Below are 20,785 nucleotides of genomic sequence, written 5' to 3' on the forward strand. Positions count from 1 at the left end.
CCGGGAGTTGAGAGCCCCTGGCGGGGCAAGCGGCTGTCATGGTTACCAGATCGATGACCCCCCACGGACTCGGGACCGCGCGGCGCGCCGCACGCCACCCGGCGGTCGCCGCGGCGGCCCGCGCGGGCTTCGTCGCCCGCGGAGTCATCTACGTACTCATCGGCGTGCTCGCCCTGCGCATCGCCTTCTTCGACGGCGGCGGCCGGCGCCAGGCCGACCGGGGCGGGGCCGTCGCGGAGATAGCCGAGAAGCCGTTCGGGTCCGTCCTGCTGTGGCTGCTGGGCGTCGCGCTCGCCGGGATGGCCCTGTGGCGCCTGTCCGAAGCGGTCATCGGACAGGCGGGACCCGACGGCGGCAAGGCCCGCAAACGCGCGATGGCGGCCGGCCGCTGCGTCTTCTACGGGTTCGTCGCGTTCTCCGTGCTGTCCTTCGCCGCCGGGGACCGCTCCAGCGGCGGCAGCTCGGACAAGAGCTCCAAGGACGTCACCGCCACCGTCCTCGACTGGCCGTTCGGGCAGTGGCTCGTCGGCGTCGCGGGCGCGGGCGTCGTCGTCGCCGGCGTGTGGATCGCCGTCCGCGCGATCCGGCGGAAGTTCCACAAGCATCTGAAGAGGGGGGAGATGTCGCCCCGGGCCCGCCGGTGCGTCGATGTCCTCGGCGTGTGCGGCGGCGCCGCCCGCGGCATCGTCTTCGCCGCCGCCGGAGGCTTCGCCGTCACCGCGGCCGTACGGCATCAGCCGGGCAAGGCCAAGGGCATGGACGACACCCTGCGCTCCTTCACCGACACCCCGGCAGGACCCTGGCTGCTCGCGCTGATCGCCGTGGGCCTCGCCGCGTTCGGCGTCTTCTCCTGGGCCAACGCCCGCTGGCGCAAGGTCTGACCCGCGGCGTGGCGTACGGCGCCGGGCCGACCCGGCGCCGTACGGACAGGCGGCGCTCCGGTCAGGGCCGGGTCGTCGCGCCGAGCGCCGAACCGAAGCGGGCCTTCACCGAGGGGTGCCCCAGGTGATCGGGGTTGATCAGCAGCGAGCCTTCCCCGGTCGGACCCTGCGCCGAGCCGGGCAGCACGCTGAACGCGCCCGCGCCCAGGTACTTGCCGGGCGCGCCGACGGTCAGGTCGGCGGCGCCGTCCGCGTTGTAGTCCCCGGCGCTCACCGCCGAGCCGAACAGGTCGTTGCCCTCGGCGGCGCCCGCGACCCCCGGCGAGTCCAGGGTGATCGTGCGGGTGTGCGCCGAGTCCAGGCCCGTCTTCGTGCCCGGCACCACCGTGATCGCGCCCGCGTTGTTGTAGCCGTCCGGGTCCGTCGCCGTGGTGTCCGCCGTGACGAGATCGGCGTGCCCGTCCCCGTCGAAGTCGGCCAGCGCCGCCGCCTCACCGGGCTGCGCGGGACCGCCGTACGGGACGCCCGCGCCGAGCCCGCTCGCCGTACCCGGGTACATCCGCAGCAGGTAGTCGTCCGGGCCGTCCGAGAACCCCGTGTCGATGACGATGTCGTCCTTGCCGTCGCCCGTGACGTCCCCGGCCACGATGCTGTACCCGGCGAACGGCAGCCCGCTGCGGCCGAGCGCCCGCGTGGTCAGGCCCTGCGCCGAGCCCGCGAGGACACCGAGGGTGCCCTCGTCCGCCGGGTCGTCGAAGTTGGCCACGGCCGCGAGGTCGGTGAACCCGTCGCCGTTGACGTCCGCCGCCGCGATCTGGCCGACGCCCTCGCCGCCACCGGGCGGGGTGTACGCCTTCATCGCGGGCTTCGGCGTGCTGCGCAGGTTCTTGGCGCCCTTGACCACCTGCACCTTGTTGCCGGCGGCGACCGCGATCTCGTCCCGGCCGTCGTGGTTGAAGTCGCCCACGGCCAGCCGGTCGCCGAAGCCCTGACGGGCCGTCGGGGTCGGCGCGTGGAACGCGATCGCCTTGTTGCTCAGGCCGCCGCGCGCGCCGAAGACCACGGTCACCGAACCGGCGCGCTTGACCGCGCCGATGGACTCGCCGCCCGCGCCGATCACGAGGTCCGCGTACCCGTCGCCGTCCACGTCGCCGACGGCCACCGCGGAGCCGAACCGGTCGCCCTTCTCCGGGGTGCCGGGAATGCCCGCCGTGCGCTGCGTGATGCCCTTGTGGCGCTGGGTGCGGACGCCCTGCTTGGTGCCGTACACCACGGAGACATAGCCCGCCTTGGCGTACCCCCCGATCGTGCCTTCCGGCGCGCCGACCGCGAGGTCGCCGTAGCCGTCGCCGTCGAGGTCGCCCGCCCGCGCCGCGGCCGTCCGGGAGCCGCCGGTCGCGGCCTGCGCGGGCAGTGCCGCGAGGACCCCGCCCGTCACCGCCAGCACCGTCGCGCACGCCGCGAGAGTCCGTCGCCGTCCCATGTGGTCCACACTCCTGTCGCTTTGACGCTGTGTCACCGGTACGTCCGTACGCCCTTGGGACGCCTTGTCCTTACCGGCACCCCACCAGACCACCGGGGAGGGTGACAGGTTGCCCACGCGGATGTGGAAATGAAGTGAACGGCGAGGCGCGGGAGTCGGCCGCGGCGTGAGCGGAACCGGCGCGCACCGGCGGGACTTGTGCTCCGTCACTGGTGGGGGCGGAGCCGGCGTCAGACGGACGCCGGACCGGACGCCCGGGGCGCGCGCAGCACCAGCAACGTGATTTCGCTCGGGGCGAAGACACGGAACGGCGGGCCCCAGAACCCCGTCCCGCGACTGGTGTACAGCAGCGTACGCACGCCGTGCCGGCTCAGCCCCGCGACGGCCGGCTGGTCGAGCCGCACCAGATGGTGGAACGGCCAGATCTGACCGCCGTGCGTGTGACCGGAGAGCTGGAGATCGACGCCGCCTCGCACGGCGTCGCCGACGAACTTCGGCTGGTGCGCGAGCAGCAGCACCGGCAGCTCCGGGTCCGCGCCCTCCAGCGCCCCCGCGAGATGGGCGCGGTGACCGGCGAGCCCCGAGGACTCGGCGGTCACGTCGTCCACCCCGGCGACGACCAGCGTGTCGCCGCCGCGCTCCAGCAGCACATGCCGGTTGCGCAGCGGCTCCCAGCCCAGTTCGCCCATGAGGTCGACCCAGCCCTGCGCCTCGCTGTAGTACTCGTGGTTGCCGGTGACGTACACGCGCGCGTGGGCGGCCCGTACCGTGCCGAGCGGAAGCGCCTGCGCGCGGCGGCGCGCGGCCGTGCCGTCCGCGATGTCGCCGGTGTGGCACACGAGGTCGGCGTCCAGACCGTTCACCTTGTCGCACACGCGGTGCGACCAGCGCGCGCGGTCGAGCGGCCCGTAGTGCGTGTCGGTGAGGAGCGCGACCCGCAGCCCGTCCAACCCCGCGCCGAGCCGCGGCAGTTCGACCTCGACGCGCCGCACCCGGGGGACGCGGCGGGCCTCCCCGTACCCCACAGCAGCAGGACGGCGCTCACCCCGAGGACGGCCCACGTCACCAGGCGCGCCCGGTCCTGGCCCGTGCCCACGCGCGCGAGGACGAGCACGAGCCGCAGCACGACGCCGAGCAGGACCGACCAGGTGAACACCACCCAGCCGACGCCCAGCAGCGCGTCCCCGACGACGGCCGCCCGGTCCTGCTGGCGGCGGCCGTGACCGCGCGCCATGGCCAGCGGCATGACGACGAGCCCGAGCACGCACAGGGCCGTCCCGGCGAGCGTGACCGGCGCCGGCCAGCCCTGGCCCGCGTACAGGAGCACCCAGCAGGGCACGCCCCACAGCAGCAGGGGAGCGACGAGCGGGATGTACCGCATGAGGCGGCGCAGCAGGCCGGGGCGGGGGCCTCGCTCCGCGTCGTCGGCGGGCCGGGCGTTGCTGGTAGCGGTCACGTGTTCCTCCCTCACCGGGCCTGACCGGGCCGGTTTCCCGCGCACTGTATCCGGGACACGGGGGCTGCCCCCACCCCGGGCGGACCCGCTGGCAGGGGGCCGGAGAGACCGACTGACCGGATGGTTCCGTTCCTCTTGATCGCGGAGGCTGAACACGTCGTACCGACCGTCCGAACGGAGAGACCGTGTCCAGCTCGAAGCCCACCCCGACCGCCCCCACGCCGCCGCCGCGCCGCCCCGCACGCCGGGTGGCGGCCCGCGCCGCCGCGCTCGCCCTCGCCGTCACGGCCTGCGCCGCCGCGACGGCCGGCAGCGCCGGGGCGATCGTCAACGGCGAGGACTCCACGCAGCGTTACCCGGGCATGGTGTCGATCCCCGTCTCCGGCAAGGACGACCCCGGCCTCAAGGGCCTGTGCGGCGGCGCCCTCATCAGCCATACGTGGGTGCTGACCGCCGCCCATTGTGTGGACCCGACGCTGGTCACCCTCGACGGCACGGTCCGCGTCGGCAGCGAGTGGAAGGACTCCGGCGGCTCGGTCAGGTCCGTCGCGGGCACGGTGACCCATCCCGACTACCGCAACGGCGACAACCTCGGCCCCAACCGCGCCGACATCGCCCTGGTCCGCCTCGGCCGCCCCGCTGCCGAGAAGCCGCTGCGCATCGCGGCCACGCCGGGCCGGCCCGGCACCCCGACCCGGCTCCTCGGCTTCGGGACCGTCGTCGACGCGTCCGACCCCGACCGGTGGGTCTTCCCGGACCGCCTCCAGCAACTCGACACGCGCAGGGGAGCCGCCGCCGAGTGCGCGCCCGGCTTCGCGGACAGGACCCGCCTGTGCACGGTCAGCCAGGTTCCCGGCGCCATGGCCTGCAACGGCGACTCGGGCGGCCCCCAGCTCCAGCGCGGCCGCAAGGGCGAGTGGGAACTCATCGGCGTCACCTCGGGCCCCGGCGCCCTCGGCGTGCGCTGCGGCGAGGGCCCGGGCCTGTACACCAGCGTCCCGGCGTACAACGGCTGGATCCACCGCACGATGAAGGGCGACCGCTGACCGCCGAGCGCCCTGGCGTGCACTGCCTCGGGTGACCGCCGAGCACCCTCGCCCGAACTCCCTCCGGCGCCCGCCCCCGTGCCGGCGCCGGAGGGAGGTCACCGCGTCCCGAACGCCCCGAGGATGCGCTCGGCCGCCATCGTCGCCGTGACCGCCCCTTCGCGCACCTGACGCTCCAGGTCGGGCGCGAGCGCCCGCACGGCCGGGTCGGCGTGGAGCCGCCCGAGGAGTTCGTCGCGGACCATCGCCCAGGCCCAGGCGACCTGCTGGTCCCGGCGCCGCGCGGTCAGCGCGGACGTGGAGTCGAGCAGCGCGCGATGCTGTTCCAGCCGCTCCCACACCGCGTCGAGACCCGTCGACTCACGGGCGCTGCAACTGAGCACGGGCGGCGTCCAGAAGGCGTCCTTGCCGTGCATCAGCCGCAGCGCGCCCGACAGTTCACGCGCGGCGCCCTTCGCGTCGCGCTCGTGCGGGCCGTCCGCCTTGTTGACGGCGATCACGTCGGCGAGTTCCAGGACGCCCTTCTTGATGCCCTGCAACTGGTCCCCGGTCCGCGCCAGCGTCAGCAGCAGGAACGAGTCGACCATGTCGGCGACCGCTGTCTCCGACTGCCCGACCCCGACCGTCTCCACGAGGACCACGTCGTACCCGGCGGCCTCCATCACCACGATCGACTCGCGCGTCGCCTTCGCCACCCCGCCGAGCGTGCCCGCCGTGGGGGAGGGGCGCACGAACGCCGCCGGATCGACCGCGAGCCGCTCCATGCGCGTCTTGTCGCCGAGGATCGAACCACCGCTGCGGCTCGACGACGGGTCCACCGCGAGGACCGCCACCCGGTGCCCGAGCCCGGTCAGCATCGTGCCGAACGCGTCGATGAACGTCGACTTGCCGACCCCCGGCACCCCGCTGATCCCGATGCGCCGCGACCGGCCGCTGTGCGGCAGCAGCCGGGTCAGCAACTCCTGCGCGAGCACCCGGTGGTGGGGGCGCGTGGACTCCACGAGTGTGATCGCGCGGGCGACCAGCGCCCGCTTCCCGTCGAGGACGCCCTTGACGTACGTCTCCACATCGATGGCCACGGGCACGTCACCGGCTCACAGGTCGTCGTGCCCGAGGGCGGCCGCGAGCCGCGCCACGAGGTCGTGCGCCGCGTCCGGGATGACCGTGCCGGGCGGGAACACGGCCGCAGCGCCCATCTCGAGGAGCGTCGGCACGTCGGCGGGCGGGATCACCCCGCCGACCACGATCACGATGTCCTCCCGGCCCTCCTCGGCCAGCGCCTCACGCAGCGCCGGTACGAGCGTGAGGTGCCCGGCGGCCAGCGACGACACCCCGACGATGTGCACGTCCGCCTCGACGGCCTGCCGCGCCACCTCGCCCGGCGTCTGGAACAGCGGGCCGACGTCCACGTCGAAGCCCAGGTCGGCGAAGGCCGTGGCGATGACCTTCTGGCCCCGGTCGTGCCCGTCCTGGCCGATCTTGGCGACCAGGATGCGCGGCCTGCGGCTCTCGGCCTCGGCGAACTCCTCCACCCGCTGCCGCGTCCGGTCCACCGACGGCGACGGCCCTGCCTCGTTGCGGTACACGCCCGAGATCGTACGGATCTGCCCCGCGTGCCGCCCGTACACCTTCTCCAGGGCGTCGGAGATCTCCCCGACGGTGGCCTTGGCGCGCGCGGCCACCACCGCCAGCTCCAGCAGGTTCCCCTCGCCGGCGGCGGCCCGCGTCAGGGCGTCCAGCGCGTCCTGGCAGGCCCGCTCGTCCCGCTCGGCGCGCAACCGGCGCAGCTTCTCGATCTGCTGCGCGCGCACCGAGGAGTTGTCGACCTTGAGGACCTCGATCTGCTCGTCGCTGTCCACCCGGTACTTGTTCACGCCGATCACCGGCTGGCGCCCCGAGTCGATCCGGGCCTGCGTGCGCGCCGCCGCCTCCTCCACCCGCAGCTTGGGGATGCCCGCGTCGATGGCGCGCGCCATGCCGCCCGCCTTCTCGACCTCCTCGATGTGCTGCCAGGCCCGGCGCGCCAGGTCGTACGTCAGCTTCTCCACGTACGCGCTGCCGCCCCACGGGTCGATCACCCGTGTCGTGCCCGACTCCTGCTGGAGCAGCAACTGCGTGTTGCGGGCGATGCGCGCCGAGAAGTCGGTCGGCAGGGCCAGCGCCTCGTCGAGCGCGTTCGTGTGCAGGGACTGGGTGTGGCCCTGCGTCGCCGCCATCGCCTCCACGCACGTACGCGTCACGTTGTTGAAGACGTCCTGCGCGGTCAGCGACCAGCCCGACGTCTGCGAATGGGTGCGCAGCGAGAGGGACTTGGCGTTCTTCGGCTCGAACCGCCCGACGAGCTTCGCCCACAGCAGGCGGGCCGCGCGCAGCTTGGCGACCTCCATGAAGAAGTTCATGCCGATGGCCCAGAAGAAGCTGAGCCGGGGCGCGAACGCGTCCACGTCCAGGCCCGCCGCCCGGCCCGCCCGGATGTACTCCACCCCGTCCGCGAGCGTGTACGCCAGCTCCAGATCGGCCGTCGCGCCCGCCTCCTGGATGTGGTACCCGGAGATGGAGATCGAGTTGTAGCGGGGCATCCGCCGCGAGGTGTACGCGAAGATGTCGGAGATGATCCGCATCGACGGCTTCGGCGGATAGATGTAGGTGTTGCGGACCATGAACTCCTTGAGGATGTCGTTCTGGATGGTCCCGGCCAGCTTCTCGGGCGCGACGCCCTGCTCCTCCGCCGCGACGATGTACAGCGCGAGCACCGGGAGCACCGCGCCGTTCATCGTCATCGACACCGTCATCCGGTCCAGCGGGATGCCGTCGAACAACTGCCGCATGTCGTAGATCGAGTCGATGGCGACGCCCGCCATGCCCACATCTCCCGTGACACGCGGATGGTCGCTGTCGTACCCGCGATGCGTCGGCAGGTCGAATGCGACGGACAGGCCCTTCTGCCCGGCCGCCAGATTGCGCCGGTAGAACGCGTTGGACTCCTCCGCCGTGGAGAACCCCGCGTACTGGCGGATCGTCCACGGCTGGTTCACGTACATCGTCGGATACGGGCCGCGCAGATACGGCGCCATGCCCGGGTACGTGTCCAGGAAGTCGAGGCCCTCCAGGTCCCGCCCGGTGTACAGCGGCTTGACGCTGATGCCTTCGGGCGTCTCCCACAGCAGGTCGTCACCGCCGGTGGCCTGCTTGAGCGCCGCACGCCACGCGTCGTCGGCTGGCCCGGCGGCGGGCGCGGTGAGACCGATCTCGGAGAAGTCGGGCACGGAGAAGTCGGGGACGGGCATCAGGACACTCCCATGCGGTCGAGCGTGGCGGAGAGCAGGGCGACGGCGTCGCAGCCGGCGTGGACGTGGCCGTCCGCGTCACCGGGCGCGCCCGGCCGCCCCGCGAGGAACACATGCCGGGCCCCGGCCGCGCGCAACTCCCGTACGGCGTCCGCCGCTTGCTCCTCGTAGAGCTGATCGCTGGAGCACACGCACGCCTCGCGCGCACCGCTCTCCTCGAACCTGCCGTCCGTGACGGGTTCGATGCCGCCCGCCTGGAACAGATTGGCGGCGAACGTCAGCCGGGCCGTGTGCGCGGCGGCCGGGCCCAGCGCGGCCAGGAAGACACGCGGCCGGGCGCCCGTCGCCGCGAGATGCGCGTCCGACCGCGCGCGCAGCGCCTCGAACGCGTCGTCGCGCCGCACCCGAGGCAGCCCGCCCGACGGCGGCTCGGGCGCCGCGGCCCGCGCGACCGGCTTCTCCGCCAGATGCGGGAACTCGCTGACACCCGTGACGGGTTCGCGCCGCGAGGCGAGCCGCGCGGAGCGCGCCGCCCACGTCTCGGCGACGCGGTCCCGTACGAGACCGGAGCGGAGCGCGGCCGCCTGGCCGCCCGCCCGCTCGACGACCTGGAAGAACTCCCAGGCCGCGTGGGCGAGTTCGTCGGTCAGCCGCTCCACGTACCAGGACCCGCCCGCCGGATCGACGACCCGGGCGAGATGCGACTCCTCGATGAGGATCGTGGACGTGTTGCGGGCGATGCGCCGGGCGAACGCGTCCGGCAGCCCGAGCGCCTCGTCGAACGGCAGCACCGTCACCGCGTCGGCGCCGCCCACCCCGGCGGCGAGCGTGGCGATCGTCGTGCGCAGCATGTTCACCCACGGATCGCGCCGCGTCATCATCACCGACGACGTCACCGCGTGCTGCCGCTGCGCACCCGCCTCAGGCACCCCGCACACCTCGGCGACGCGCGCCCAGAGCCTGCGTGCCGCGCGGAACTTGGCGACGGTCAGGAACTGGTCCGCGCTCGCCGCGTACCGGAACTCCAGTTGCCCGAGCGCCTGTTCCGCCGTCAGCCCCGCCTCGGTCAGCGCCCGCAGATACGCGACGCCGGTCGCCAGTGACGCGCCCAGCTCCTGCGCCGCCGAACCGCCCGCCTCGTGGTACGGCAGCGCGTCCACCGTGAGCGCGCGCACCCCGGGGTGGCGGCCGAGGCACCGCCGGGCCAGCTCGACGACCGGGCCCATGGCGTACGGGGTTCCCGTGCGGGCCTCGTGGCCCAGCGGGTCGGCGCCGAGGTTGCCGCGGACGGCGTCGTCGGCGACGCCGGCCCGTTCGTACAGGCCGAACAGTTCCGTGGCGGCGGCGACGGTCTCGGCGCCAGCGTCCAGGGCGACCGGCGCGAGGTCGAGGTGGACGCCGTCGAGGGCGGCGGGCAGCGCGGAGACGGGGAACCCGGTGGCCTCGCCCACCGACAGCCACAGCGACGTGACCCCGTTCTCCAGGTCGGCGAGGACCGCGGCCGGGTCCGGCACCGCGTGCCGCTGGCGTACGTCCCAGCCGGCCACGGCGTTGCCCTCGGCGCGGGCGCCGCGCACGAACGGGGCGAAGCCGGGAAGGCCGGGCTCGGGCGCCTCGTCACGGGCGGTGTACAGCGGGCGGGCGCGCAGCCCGTCCTCGAACGCGGTGGACAGGGCGTCCTCCGCCTCCGCCGCCGAGAGATCCTTGCCCGACTTGCGCAGGACACCCGCGATCAGGTGCTGCCATTGCTCATGCGTGGCTTCGGGGAACTCGGCTGCCAAGGGGAGCCCGTCGTCTGGCAGGACCGTCATGCCCGGATGCTAGGGCAGCGCGGCAGGCCCTGAGCAGGGCACATGTGTGTGACCTTGTTCTCCTTGCCGCGCGCCCCCGCGTCGCCTACGAGCCCTGCCCCGAAGGGGTGATGTTCCGCGCGCCGCGAGGCCGGACGGCCCAGCGCTGCCAACGCGGCGGCACGCGAGGCCGGTCACTCTCTGTTGACGCCACGCCGCCGTGGGCGCCTCGCTCCTGCCAGACTCGGGGCACAGCGAAGCCCCGTTGTGCGAAGGAGACTTGGGAAGGTCACCTGCCCGACGGGGCTCCGTTGTGTCCGCCGACTGCCTTTGGCCCCGAGCCCCGCTCCGGCCCCGAGCCCGACGCCGGGCAGGAACTGCCGGGTGCCGACTCCATACCCCCGAGCGCGAGCTAGTGCGTACCCCGCTGGAACGGCCCTGCCCCCCTGGTCCGCGTCCGCGCGTGCACTTCCGCCCCTCCCGGGGTTTTCGGCCGCGTATATCCGAACCCACCCCCATCGCCGACCGGGGACCGAGCGCGCGGTGGCCTGAATTCGACGCTATCGCGCTCACCGCCGAACCGGGCCGGAGGCATGCCACGGAGGCACGTGACATGCGCTTGGCCCGCCGCCGCCCCGGCATGGCCCGTGTCCCCGCAACCGCTCCGGAAGCCCCCGCACCGCGTGCGGGCGCTCCTCCCCGTACGCACCCCACGCGCAGTGCGGCCGAAAGCAGTCGGTACCCCGGCAAACATCCGAAATCCACGATCAACGGATCGAGTTAACGCCCCCGTTTTCCCTGGATCCGCGGGCCACGAGCGCCCTAGCGTCGGATCGGACCTGAACGGATTTCCGATCGCACAGCCCCGCTGTTCTCGCCGTGCTCGTCCCCTGTCACCCGTAGACCCGCCCTCACCTCCCTGAACAAGGAGAGCTCGCCCCGATGACTGTTGACTCGAGCACCGAAGCGCAGCCGGAGTCACCTCAGCAAACAAGCCTCGGTACGGCGGCGGCGCGCAACCTCGCCACCACCACCAAGTCCGCCCCGCAGATGCAGGAGATCACCTCTCGCTGGCTGCTGCGGATGCTCCCGTGGGTGGAGACCAAGGGCGGTGTCTACCGGGTGAACCGCCGCCTGACCTACACCGTCGGCGACGGCCGCGTCGACTTCATCCAGGACGGCGGCAACGTCCGGGTCATCCCCCGCGAACTCGGTGAACTGGCCCTGCTGCGCGGCTTCGACGACGTCGACGTGCTCACCGCGCTCGCCGACCGCTGCGTCCAGCGCGACTTCCAGGCCGGCGAGACCCTCGTCGAGCGCGGCACGAGCGCCGACAAGCTGCACCTCATCGCGCACGGCCGCATCAACCAGACCACCGTCGGCGAGTACGGCGACGAGGTGGCCCTGGGCATCCTCGCCGACGGCGACCGCTTCGGGGACGAGGCGCTGCTCGACGAGGAAGGCACCTGGTCCCAGACCGCCACCGCCGAGACCTCCGGCACCCTGCTCACCCTCTCCCGCGCCGACTTCCAGTCGATCCTCGCCAACGCGCCCTCCCTGCGCGAGCACATCGACAACTTCCGCTCGCTGCCCCGCCAGCGGCAGAACCACCGCGGCGAGGCGGAGATCGCCATGTCGGCCGGCCACACCGGCGAGGCCGAACTGCCCGGCGCGTTCGTCGACTACGAACTCAACCCGCGCGAGTACGAACTGTCGGTCGCCCAGACCATCCTGCGCATCCACACCCGGGTCGCCGACCTGTACAACGAGCCGATGAACCAGACGAAGGAACAGCTCCGTCTGACCATCGAGGCCCTGCGCGAGCGCCAGGAGCACGAGCTCATCAACAACAGGGAGTTCGGCCTCCTCAACAACGCCGACTTCAAGCAGCGCATCCAGCCGCACGCGGGCACGCCCACGCCGGACGACCTGGACGAACTGCTCTCCCGCCGGCGCGGCTCGAAGTTCTTCCTCGCGCACCCCAAGACCATCGCGGCGATCGGGCGCGAGTTCAACGCGCGCGGCCTGTACCCCGACCACGTCGACCTCGGCGGCCAGCAGGTGCCCGCCTGGCGCGGCGTGCCGATCCTGCCGTGCAACAAGATCCCGATCACGAAGGAGAGGACCAGCTCGATCCTCTGCATGCGTACCGGGGAGGACAACCAGGGCGTCATCGGCCTGCACCAGACCGGCCTGCCGGACGAGTACGAGCCCGGCCTCTCGGTCCGCTTCATGAACATCAACGAGCAGGCCATCACGTCCTACCTCGTCAGCACCTACTACTCCGCCGCGATCCTCGTGCCCGACGCGGTCGGCGTGCTGGAGAACGTGCAGATCTCCCGCTGGCCCAGGTAGCGGACCCGGCCCGGACGACAGGTGCGGCGCGCCCGGAGCGGTCCGGGCCCGCCCCGCACCCGCCGGACGGCCACGGGACAGCAGCCCACCCCTTGAAGGAGCCATCGATGCCCGCGCCCGAGACGACACCTCCACCGTCGAACCTGCCGGCGGACGCTGCCCACTCCGCGGCGCACTTCCTCGCCGAAGTCGCCGCCCGCGCCCGCGACATCAAGGCCCTCACCGGCGAGCTGTCCAGTGCGCCGACCCTGCCCGCGCCGCCCGCGGACGCCGTCGTCCCGGCGCCGCGGGCCGCCGACCCGGAGGCGGCGGCAGGAGCGGCCGTACCGACTCCGGGCCCCGAGCGGGTACTCGGCGGTCCGACCGGGCTCGGCACGGAGGGGCTGCGGCTGACCTCTACGGCTCCGGAGCTTCCGGCCCCCTCGGAGGTGTCGGCTCCAGCGGACGCACCGGCCCCGCCGAGTGTGCCCGCCTCGACGGACGCACCGGCCCCGCCGAGTGTGCCCGCCTCGACGGACGCACCCGAACTGCCGCACACGCCGACCCCGTCAGGTCCGTCGGTCCCGTCGGTTCCGTCGGGGGCCTCGCTGCCGTCAGCGCCTTCGGCGGCCTCGCTGCCGGGGACCGTGCCGGTGCCGGGCGCCGCGTCCGTGTCGGTCACTCCCGTCGCACCGGTCGTGGCGGAGCCGCCGTCCCCGGATTCCGCGCCGGTGGGCACGCCCATCCCCGGCCTCTACTACCACCCCGTGCCCGAGCCGGACCCGGCCCGGGTCGAGGAGGTCAGCCGGCGGATCAAGGCGTGGGCCCTGGACGAGGTGTCGCTCTATCCGGAGGAGTGGGAGGAGCAGTTCGACGGCTTCTCCGTGGGGCGCTACATGGTGGGCTGCCACCCGGACGCCCCCACGATCGAGCACCTCATGATCGCCACCCGCCTGATGGTCGCCGAGAACGCCGTCGACGACTGCTACTGCGAGGACCACGGCGGCTCGCCGGACGGCCTCGGTGAGCGCCTGCTCCTCGCCCACACCGCGCTCGACCCCCTCCACACGACCGAGGAGTACCAGAAACCCTGGGCCGAGTCCCTGCACTCGGACGCGCCCCGGCGCGCGTACCAGTCCGCCATGGCCTATTTCGACCAGGCCGCGAGCCCCTCCCAGAGCGACCGGTACCGGCACGACATGGCCCGGCTCCACCTCGGCTACCTCGCCGAAGCGGCCTGGGCGCAGATCGACCGCGTACCGGAGGTGTGGGAGTACCTGGCGATGCGCCAGTTCAACAACTTCCGCCCCTGCCCGACCATCACCGACACCGTCGGCGGCTACGAACTGCCGGCGGACCTGCACGCCCAGGCCGCCATGCAGAAGGTCATCGCGCTCGCGGGCAACGCCACGACGATCGTCAACGACCTGTACTCGTACACGAAGGAACTCGACGCCCCCGGGCGCCATCTGAACCTGCCCGTCGTGATCGCCGAACGGGAGGGCCTCTCCGACCGGGACGCCTATCTGAAATCGGTCGAGGTCCACAACGAACTCATGCACGCCTTCGAGGCCAACGCCGCGGCCCTCGCCGCGGACTGCCCGATCCCGGTCGTCCACCGCTTCCTGCGAGGCGTGGCCGCCTGGGTCGACGGAAACCACCACTGGCACCAGACCAACACCTATCGCTACAGCCTGCCCGACTTCTGGTAGAAGAATGGACTCATCTGTGACCAGCACGACCAGCACCAAGCTCGCCGCCGCCTCCCTGAACATCCCCGGCCCGGCGACCCCGTACCAGGGCGACATCGCCCGCTACTGGGACGGGGAGGCGCGGCCCGTGAACCTGCGCCTCGGCGACGTCGACGGTCTCTACCACCACCACTACGGCATCGGTGAGGTCGACCACGCGGCGCTCGGGGACCCCGAGGACAGCGAGAGCGAGAAGAAGCTCATCGCCGAGCTGCACCGCCTGGAGTCGGCGCAGACCGACGTCCTCCTGGACAACCTCGGCTCCATCGGCCGCGACGACACGCTGGTGGACGCCGGCTGTGGCCGCGGCGGTTCGCTCGTCATGGCGCACCAGCGGTTCGGCTGCCAGGTCGAGGGCGTCACCCTCTCCGCCAAGCAGGCCGACTTCGCCAACCAGCGCGCCGGTGAGCTGGGCATCCAGGACCACGTGCGTGCCCGCGTGTGCAACATGCTCGACATGCCGTTCGAGACCGGGCAGGCGTCCGGCTCGTGGAACAACGAGTCGAGCATGTACGTCGACCTCCAGGACCTGTTCGCGGAGCACTCCCGCATCCTCAAGGTCGGCGGCCGCTACGTGACCATCACCGGCTGCTGGAACCCGCGCTACGGCCAGCCCTCGAAGTGGGTCTCCCAGATCAACGCGCACTTCGAGTGCAACATCCACTCGCGCCGGGAGTACCTGCGGGCCATGGCGGACAACCGCCTCGTGCCGCAGGCCGTCATCGACCTGACGCCCGACACGCTGCCCTACTGGGAGCTGCGGGCCACGTCGTCCCTGGTGACGGGGATCGAGGAGGCGTTCATCAACTCGTACAAGGACGGCTCCTTCCAGTACGTGCTGATCGCCGCCGACCGCGTCTGACGGTTCCGGCTCCGGTCCGGGTCCGTCCTTTCGAGGGCGGGCCCGGACCGGAGCGCTGCCGTCTCACGCCCGGGATCCACCCGGTGACGTGAGGGGCGCCAGGGGCCAGGAGTCGATGTCCTGATAGCGCCGGTGCCCCTTGTGGCCGTTGAGCGTGGAGCCGACGAGATGCAGCCGCTCGGCCCGCCAAGCGCGGCCGGCGAAACCATCGAGGCGGGCGGCCGCCGCGACGACGGACGTGGTGTCGTTGCGCCGGGCGCGGGCCAAGGTGAGGTGCGGGCGCAGCGGCCGGTCCTCCAGCACGACACCGCACTCCCGTACGAGGTCCCGTACCGCCCCGGCCAGCTCATGGAGCCCGGCGAGGTCGCCCTCCACCGCACTCCACAACACCCGTTCGTCGAAGTGCCCGGCCCTGCCCAGCCGCAGTTCCAGGGAACTCCGGCCGGCCGTCAGCTCGGCGAGGCGGGGGCGCAGCGCCTGCACCACCGGCACCGGAAGCTCACCCAGGAACGCGAGGGTGATGTGCCAGTCCTCGATCCGGTTCCACCGCAGCTCGGGCCAGCCGGCGTACACCGGCTCCATGGCAGCGGCCAGCTCACCCTTCGCGTCGTCGGGCGGCGCGAGGGCGATGAACGCCCGCTGACGGGACAGATCGACATCCGGCACTTCGGTCACGCACGTCTTCTTACCTCATGACCGCGGTGCGGGACGGCCCGGGGCTCAGAGCCGCCGCGCGACACGGGCCAGCCCGTCACTGAACTCGCGGAGTTCCGGCGAGGGCCGCTTCGCCCCGGCCACCGCGCCCCGGACGACGGCGGCCTGTCTCCGTACGCATGAGTCCGTGCCGCCCCGGCTGAAAACCGGTGGCCCGCAGGGGCGGGCGCGGGGAGGATCGGGGGATGTCTGTGTTCTTGGAGACCGAGCGGCTTGTGCTGCGCGCGTTCACGGCGGCCGACGCCGATGATCTGCTCGCCCTGGACAGCGACCCCGAGGTCATGCGCTATCTCGACGACGGCCGTCCCGTCTGCCGCGAGACGGTCGAGACGCACATCCTGCCGCGCATGCTGTACGACCACCCCTGCTGGGGGACCCGCGGCTACTGGGCCGCGCAGGAGAAGGCCGGCGGGGCGTTCCTGGGCTGGTTCGAGTTCCGGCCGCTGGACGAGCACAGCCCCGCCCTGGTCGAACTCGGCTACCGCCTGAACCGCGCCGCCTGGGGGCGCGGCTACGCCACCGAAGGCGCCCGAGCCCTGATCCACAAGGGGTTCACGGAGCTGGGCGTGGAGCGGGTCACGGCGGACACGATGGCCGTCAACGTTCGCTCCCGCCGCGTCATGGAGAAGGCCGGCCTGACCTTCGTACGGAACTTCACCGAGGACTGGCCCGTGGCGATCGAGGGCTCCGAGCACGGAGAAGTGGAGTACGCGCTCACCCGTACCGCGTGGGAACGGGAGCGGCGGGCCGGGGCACCGGCGGAGGCGGGGCCGCTGACCGCGGGGGAGTCCCCGGCCTCCTAGGATTGCCCGAGTGAACGCAGGAACCAGTGACAACGCAGGCACCAGTGACATCGAGCGGGCGGTCGGCGTGCTGCGCGCCGGGGGCCTCGTGGCGCTCCCGACCGAGACCGTCTACGGGCTGGCCGCCGACGCCGAGAACCCCGCCGCCGTCTCGCGCATCTTCCAGGTCAAGGGCCGTCCGCCGTCCCACCCGCTGATCGTGCACATCGGTGGCGCCGACCGGCTGGACGCATGGGTGCGGGACGTTCCGGACACCGCCCGCCTGCTGGCGGAGCACTTCTGGCCGGGCCCCCTCACGCTGGTGCTGCGCCGGGGGGAGCGGGTCCCCCTCGAAGCGACCGGCGGCCTGGAGACGGTGGCCGTACGGGTGCCGGACCACCCCGTGGCGCTCGCGCTGCTCGCCGCGTTCGACGGCGGTGTCACCGCCCCGTCCGCGAACCGGTTCGGGCAGGTCAGCCCCACCAGCCCCGACGACGTACGCGCCGAGCTGGGCGACGCCGTCGACCTCGTGCTCGAAGGCGGCCGCTGCGCGGTCGGCGTGGAGTCCACCATCGTCGACGTCACCGGCGACATCCCGACCATCCTGCGGCCCGGCGGCGTCACGCGCGAAGACCTCGAAGCGGTCCTGGGCGCGCCCGTCGGCGTCCCCGAGGCCAGCCCCGTACGCGTGCCCGGCCAGCACCCCTCCCACTACGCGCCGCGCGCCCGGGTCGTCCTCGTGGAGCCCGAGCGGGTCGCCGCCGAAGCGGCCCGGGCGCAGGTGGCGGGGCACGGCCGGGTCGGTGTCCTGCTGCCCGCCGCCTGCGCCGACGCCGGCGTGAAGGCGCATGCCGTGGTGCCGGTCCCGGAGTCGATGTCCGCGTACGCGCGCGAGCTGTACGGGTTCCTCCGGGAGTTCGACGAGCGAGGCTGCGACCTCGTCATCGCGTCGCTGCCGGAGGAGAAGGGGCTCGGACTGGCCATCGCCAACCGGCTGCGCCGCGCCGCCGGACCCCGCGACACCGCCTGATCCGGCCGGCCGCCGTGCCCGCTGCCGCCCGCCTGCGCGGGGCCGGGCCGGTGACAGCGGGGGGCCGGGACACGTCGTACGGGCCGTACGGAGGCCACTCCGTCAAAACGGAGCCCGTACCGGCAGGACGGCGGCCGTACGGAGACCGTGCGACCGCCGTACGAAACCCGTACCGCCGCCGTCAGGACGCGGCGGTCGCCGGGGCGTCGAGGCCGCGGGTCGCCACGAGCTGGGCGCTGCCGTCGGCGAGCCGGTAGGAGAGGCCGACCACGCCGAGGCGGCCGGCCTCGACCGCGTCGGCCAGCACGCGGGAGCGGTCAAGCAGCAGGTCCACGGTGTTCTCGATGTGCTCGGCGAGGATCTCGTCGGGCTTGTCGCGCCCGGCCGCGCGGGCCGCGAGCACGCTCGGGGTCACGCGCTCGACCACGTCACGGACGAAGCCGCCCGGAGTCTGCCCGTTCTCGAGCGCCGCGCAGGCGGCGCCGACGGCCCCGCACGAGTCATGGCCGAGCACGACGACCAGCGGCGCGTTCAGCACGCTCACACCGAACTCGATGGACCCGAGGACCTCCGTACCGGCGACATGCCCCGCCGTACGGACCACGAACAGGTCGCCGAGGCCGCGGTCGAAGATGATCTCGGCGGCCAGCCGGGAGTCGGAACACCCGAACAGCACCGCGAAGGGCTGCTGGGAGGGCGCGGTCTCCGTGCGGCGGGCGGCGTCCTGATTGGGGTGCTCGGGGCTGCCGGCGACGAAGCGCTGGTTACCGGCGAGCAGCAGCTCGAAGGCCTCGCGGGGCGTCAGGTTCTGGGTATCGGTCATAGGCGCAGCCTACGAGGCGGCCCCCACCGCCACACTCGCTGGCCCGGGTGAACGGGCCCGGCGACGGCCGCGCGCCCCCGTACCGGTGCCGGTAGCCCGTCTGAACAGGGGCTTTCGTCCATAGCCGGGGTGATTTGCCCGGCCTAGCCTCGGTCGCGTAGGCACCGGACGACGCGTATGACACCGGACGAAGAGAGCGCACCCATGGCACTGGCCCCGCCCCGGCAGACGACCGCGCGCGTCGTATCGCGCATCCCCTGCGGGGCCTACCACCGGCTGACGCTGGCGGTCGAGGGCGTCGCCGAGCATGTGCGGCCGGGTCACTTCGTGGCCGTCGCCATCGGCCGGCCGGAGTCCTCCGCGCTGCTGCTGCGCCGGGCGTTCTCCCTCCACCACGCCGACCCGGCACGCGGCCTCATCGAGATCGTCTTCGCCGAGCGCGGCGCCGGTACGAAGGAGCTGGCGCGGCTCGCTCCCGGTGACGTGCTGGATGTGGTGGCGCCGCTCGGCACCCCGTTCCCCGTCGCCGAGCACCCGGGGCCCGCCGTCCTGGTGGGCGGCGGCTACGGCAGCGCTCCGCTGCTCCCGCTCGCCCGCGCCCTGCTCGACGCGGGGGCGCCCGAGGTCGCGTTCGTCGTCGGGGCGGCGAGCGCCGACCGCCTGTTCGGCGTCGAGATGGCCCGGCACCTCACCGGCCGCGTCACCGTGACCACCGACGACGGTTCCGCCGGGACGCGCGGCCTGGTCACCGACGCGCTGCCCGCCCAACTGGACGCCGTCGCCGCCACCGACGTCTACGCCTGCGGCCCCATGGGCATGCTGCGCGCCGTCACCGAGGCCGCAGCGGCCCGCGGCGCCCGCGCCTGGACGGCGGTCGAGGAGGCGATGGCCTGCGGCATCGGCGCCTGCATGAGCTGCGTGCTGCCCGTCGAGGGCGCCGACGGCGTGTCCCGCTTCGTGCGCGCCTGCGTCGACGGCCCCTGCTTCGACGGCGCCAAGGTCCGCTGGAGCGACGTCGGTTCGCTGCCCGAGGACATCGAAGGCGCCGCCGCGATGGGCCTGCACTGACAACCCCGAGGGAGTTCACGGACATGCGTTCGACGGCCGCCACACACGATCAGGGCGACGGGCCCGGGACCCCCGACCGCCCTGTCGCCCCCGACCTCACTGCCCGCTACGGCGGCGGCACCCTGCCCAACCCCGTCCTCATCGCCTCCGGCTGCGGCGGCTACGGGCGCGAGATCGCCCGCTTCCTTCCGCTCGCCTCGCTCGGCGCGCTCGTCACCAAGACCGTGATGCCGTACGCCCGTTCGGGCCGCGCCACCCCGCGCATGGCGGAGACGCCGAGCGGCATGCTCAACTCCATCGGCCTGCAAGGCGGCGGCCTCGACACCTTCGTGGACCGCGAACTGCCGTGGCTGCATGAGCAAGGAGCCCGCACCGTCGTCTCCATCGCGGGGCGCGACGCGCAGGAGTACGCCGAGTGCGCCGCGCGCCTTGCCGGGCAGCCCGGCGTCGTCGGCCTCGAAGTCAACATCTCCTGCCCCAACGTCGCCGACCGAGGCGCCGTCTTCGCCTGCAACGCCGACGCCTCGTACGCCATCGTCGAAGCGGTGCGCGCCGCCGCCGACCCCGCCCAGCCCGTCTACGCGAAGCTCTCGCCCGACGTCACCTCCATCACCGACATGGCCGCCGCCTGCGTCGAGGCCGGCGCCGACGGGCTCGCCTGCGTCAACACCCTGCTCGGCATGGTCATCGACCCGGACACGCTGCGCCCGGTGCTCGCCGGGGCGACCGGGGGCCTGTCCGGCCCGGCGATCCGGCCCGTCGCCGTGCGCTGCGTCCACCAGATCCACGCCGCGATGCGCGCCGGCTCCGTGCGGCGCGTCCCGATCTGCGGCATAGGCGGTATCCGTACGGCACGGGACGTGTTGCAGTTCCTCGCGGCCGGCGCGGACACGGTGGCCGTCGGCACGGCCGTCTTCAACGACCCGAGCGCCCCCACCCGTATCCTCCGCGACCTGACCGAGGAACTCGCCGCCCGGGGGATGGACTCCCTGGAGGGGCTGGTGGGGGCGGCGCACCGGGACTGACCGCTCCGCGCGGGGGAGTCGGCCCTACGTCGAGGTCACTTCCGCAGGAAGGCGAGGAGAGCGGCGTTGACCTCCTCCGCGTGGGTCCACAGCAGGCCGTGCGGGGCGCCCTCGATCTCCACGTAGTCGGCGGACGGCAGGGCCTTGTGGAACGGCCGTGCCGTCCCCTCGACGGGCAGGACCCGGTCGCCCGTGCCGTGCAGGATCAACGCGGGCACGTCGATGGCCGGGATGTCGCCGCGGAAGTCCGTGCACCAGGTCGCGGGCGCGGCGGCCGCAGCGAAGAAGCCGCCGCTCGCGGCCACGTTCCCACTGTTGCGCACGGCCTCCTCGGGCCACTTCAGCCGGGTGTTCCGCGCGACGTACGGCATCTCGCCCCGGGAGTGGCAGTCGCAGGGGCGACTCGGGTGAACGGCGGGGACCGGAGCTGCGGGCGTGCCGCACTCTCCGATG

16 protein-coding genes and 2 pseudogenes are annotated in these 20,785 nt (G+C 73.4%); 10 read left to right on the forward strand and 8 right to left on the reverse strand.

What is annotated here, in order from left to right; genetic code table 11:
- Positions 1-38: 38 nt before the first annotated feature.
- Complete coding sequence (locus tag ACZ7LY_RS21395; protein ID WP_471626236.1) at positions 39-881, forward strand: DUF1206 domain-containing protein; 843 nt, start codon at positions 39-41, stop codon at positions 879-881.
- Positions 882-942: 61 nt separating this feature from the next.
- Here ACZ7LY_RS21395 and ACZ7LY_RS21400 read toward each other — a convergent pair whose 3' ends face one another.
- The gene (locus tag ACZ7LY_RS21400; protein ID WP_471626237.1) at positions 943-2,364 is read right to left on the reverse strand and encodes an FG-GAP-like repeat-containing protein; all 1,422 of its coding nucleotides are present in this window, start codon (positions 2,362-2,364) and stop codon (positions 943-945) included.
- A gap of 230 nt (positions 2,365-2,594) precedes the next feature.
- Positions 2,595-3,820 (reverse strand): annotated as a pseudogene (locus tag ACZ7LY_RS21405) (metallophosphoesterase).
- A gap of 185 nt (positions 3,821-4,005) precedes the next feature.
- On the opposite strand from ACZ7LY_RS21405, the gene ACZ7LY_RS21410 reads away from it, so the two are divergent.
- Positions 4,006-4,866 (forward strand): S1 family peptidase, encoded by an 861-nt coding sequence (locus ACZ7LY_RS21410; protein ID WP_471626238.1) that lies wholly within the window; start codon positions 4,006-4,008, stop codon positions 4,864-4,866.
- A gap of 98 nt (positions 4,867-4,964) precedes the next feature.
- Here ACZ7LY_RS21410 and meaB read toward each other — a convergent pair whose 3' ends face one another.
- The 3 genes from meaB to ACZ7LY_RS21425 are packed head-to-tail and all read right to left on the reverse strand — an operon-like array spanning position 4,965 to position 9,964.
- Positions 4,965-5,945, reverse strand: coding sequence for a methylmalonyl Co-A mutase-associated GTPase MeaB (meaB, locus tag ACZ7LY_RS21415; protein ID WP_471626239.1), 981 nt, complete (start codon positions 5,943-5,945; stop codon positions 4,965-4,967).
- Between the two features lie 15 nt (positions 5,946-5,960).
- Entirely contained in the window at positions 5,961-8,153 is a 2,193-nt protein-coding gene (gene scpA / locus ACZ7LY_RS21420; protein ID WP_471626240.1) for a methylmalonyl-CoA mutase, read from the reverse strand.
- Positions 8,153-9,964 carry a methylmalonyl-CoA mutase family protein gene (locus tag ACZ7LY_RS21425; RefSeq protein WP_471626241.1) on the reverse strand — a complete coding sequence of 604 codons (1,812 nt, stop codon included), beginning with the start codon at positions 9,962-9,964 and terminating at the stop codon, positions 8,153-8,155. The genes scpA and ACZ7LY_RS21425 overlap by 1 nt, the downstream gene beginning before the upstream one ends.
- Before the next feature lie 921 nt (positions 9,965-10,885).
- On the opposite strand from ACZ7LY_RS21425, the gene ACZ7LY_RS21430 reads away from it, so the two are divergent.
- The 3 genes from ACZ7LY_RS21430 to ACZ7LY_RS21440 all read left to right on the forward strand — a co-directional run bounded on the left by ACZ7LY_RS21430 (position 10,886) and on the right by ACZ7LY_RS21440 (position 14,890).
- Positions 10,886-12,298, forward strand: a complete 1,413-nt coding sequence (locus ACZ7LY_RS21430) for a family 2B encapsulin nanocompartment shell protein (RefSeq protein WP_471626242.1) — start codon at positions 10,886-10,888, stop codon at positions 12,296-12,298.
- 107 nt (positions 12,299-12,405) lie between these two features.
- Positions 12,406-13,989: a family 2 encapsulin nanocompartment cargo protein terpene cyclase gene (locus ACZ7LY_RS21435; protein ID WP_471626243.1), complete on the forward strand. Its 1,584-nt coding sequence runs from the start codon at positions 12,406-12,408 to the stop codon at positions 13,987-13,989.
- A gap of 4 nt (positions 13,990-13,993) precedes the next feature.
- Positions 13,994-14,890, forward strand: a complete 897-nt coding sequence (locus tag ACZ7LY_RS21440; RefSeq protein WP_471626244.1) for a geranyl diphosphate 2-C-methyltransferase — start codon at positions 13,994-13,996, stop codon at positions 14,888-14,890.
- A 63-nt stretch (positions 14,891-14,953) separates the two neighbouring features.
- Here ACZ7LY_RS21440 and thpR read toward each other — a convergent pair whose 3' ends face one another.
- Entirely contained in the window at positions 14,954-15,565 is a 612-nt protein-coding gene (gene thpR, locus ACZ7LY_RS21445) for an RNA 2',3'-cyclic phosphodiesterase (RefSeq protein ID WP_471626245.1), read from the reverse strand.
- Between the two features lie 224 nt (positions 15,566-15,789).
- Between thpR and ACZ7LY_RS21450 the strand changes: the two genes are divergently transcribed.
- Positions 15,790-16,407 (forward strand): GNAT family N-acetyltransferase, encoded by a 618-nt coding sequence (locus ACZ7LY_RS21450; RefSeq protein WP_471626246.1) that lies wholly within the window; start codon positions 15,790-15,792, stop codon positions 16,405-16,407.
- Positions 16,408-16,417: 10 nt separating this feature from the next.
- The gene (locus ACZ7LY_RS21455; RefSeq protein WP_471626247.1) at positions 16,418-17,416 is read left to right on the forward strand and encodes an L-threonylcarbamoyladenylate synthase; all 999 of its coding nucleotides are present in this window, start codon (positions 16,418-16,420) and stop codon (positions 17,414-17,416) included.
- A 181-nt stretch (positions 17,417-17,597) separates the two neighbouring features.
- On the opposite strand, the gene ACZ7LY_RS21460 is transcribed toward ACZ7LY_RS21455, so the two are convergent.
- Positions 17,598-18,239, reverse strand: a complete 642-nt coding sequence (locus tag ACZ7LY_RS21460; protein WP_471626248.1) for a carbonic anhydrase — start codon at positions 18,237-18,239, stop codon at positions 17,598-17,600.
- 204 nt (positions 18,240-18,443) lie between these two features.
- On the opposite strand from ACZ7LY_RS21460, the gene ACZ7LY_RS21465 reads away from it, so the two are divergent.
- Positions 18,444-19,307, forward strand: coding sequence for a dihydroorotate dehydrogenase electron transfer subunit (locus ACZ7LY_RS21465; protein ID WP_471626249.1), 864 nt, complete (start codon positions 18,444-18,446; stop codon positions 19,305-19,307).
- Positions 19,308-19,330: 23 nt separating this feature from the next.
- Positions 19,331-20,332 carry a dihydroorotate dehydrogenase gene (locus ACZ7LY_RS21470; RefSeq protein ID WP_471626250.1) on the forward strand — a complete coding sequence of 334 codons (1,002 nt, stop codon included), beginning with the start codon at positions 19,331-19,333 and terminating at the stop codon, positions 20,330-20,332.
- 35 nt (positions 20,333-20,367) lie between these two features.
- Here the strand turns inward: ACZ7LY_RS21470 and ACZ7LY_RS21475 are convergent.
- Positions 20,368-20,664, reverse strand: a pseudogene (locus ACZ7LY_RS21475) (alpha/beta fold hydrolase); the annotation flags it as partial.
- A 16-nt stretch (positions 20,665-20,680) separates the two neighbouring features.
- Between ACZ7LY_RS21475 and ACZ7LY_RS21480 the strand changes: the two are divergent.
- The gene (locus ACZ7LY_RS21480) at positions 20,681-20,743 is read left to right on the forward strand and encodes a hypothetical protein (protein ID WP_471626341.1); all 63 of its coding nucleotides are present in this window, start codon (positions 20,681-20,683) and stop codon (positions 20,741-20,743) included.
- The last annotated feature ends 42 nt before the right edge of the window (positions 20,744-20,785 follow it).

This window comes from Streptomyces sp. NPDC107550, assembly GCF_055639095.1.

Coding starts and splice junctions, on each gene's coding strand:
- ACZ7LY_RS21430 (WP_471626242.1), top strand. CDS start 10,886: ATGACTGTTGACTCGAGCACCGAAGCGCAGCCGGAGTCACCTCAGCAA.
- ACZ7LY_RS21435 (WP_471626243.1), top strand. CDS start 12,406: ATGCCCGCGCCCGAGACGACACCTCCACCGTCGAACCTGCCGGCGGAC.
- ACZ7LY_RS21440 (WP_471626244.1), top strand. CDS start 13,994: ATGGACTCATCTGTGACCAGCACGACCAGCACCAAGCTCGCCGCCGCC.
- ACZ7LY_RS21470 (WP_471626250.1), top strand. CDS start 19,331: ATGCGTTCGACGGCCGCCACACACGATCAGGGCGACGGGCCCGGGACC.
- ACZ7LY_RS21395 (WP_471626236.1), top strand. CDS start 39: ATGGTTACCAGATCGATGACCCCCCACGGACTCGGGACCGCGCGGCGC.
- ACZ7LY_RS21465 (WP_471626249.1), top strand. CDS start 18,444: ATGGCACTGGCCCCGCCCCGGCAGACGACCGCGCGCGTCGTATCGCGC.
- ACZ7LY_RS21425 (WP_471626241.1), bottom strand. CDS start 9,964: ATGACGGTCCTGCCAGACGACGGGCTCCCCTTGGCAGCCGAGTTCCCC.
- ACZ7LY_RS21400 (WP_471626237.1), bottom strand. CDS start 2,364: ATGGGACGGCGACGGACTCTCGCGGCGTGCGCGACGGTGCTGGCGGTG.
- scpA (WP_471626240.1), bottom strand. CDS start 8,153: ATGCCCGTCCCCGACTTCTCCGTGCCCGACTTCTCCGAGATCGGTCTC.
- ACZ7LY_RS21450 (WP_471626246.1), top strand. CDS start 15,790: ATGTCTGTGTTCTTGGAGACCGAGCGGCTTGTGCTGCGCGCGTTCACG.
- ACZ7LY_RS21460 (WP_471626248.1), bottom strand. CDS start 18,239: ATGACCGATACCCAGAACCTGACGCCCCGCGAGGCCTTCGAGCTGCTG.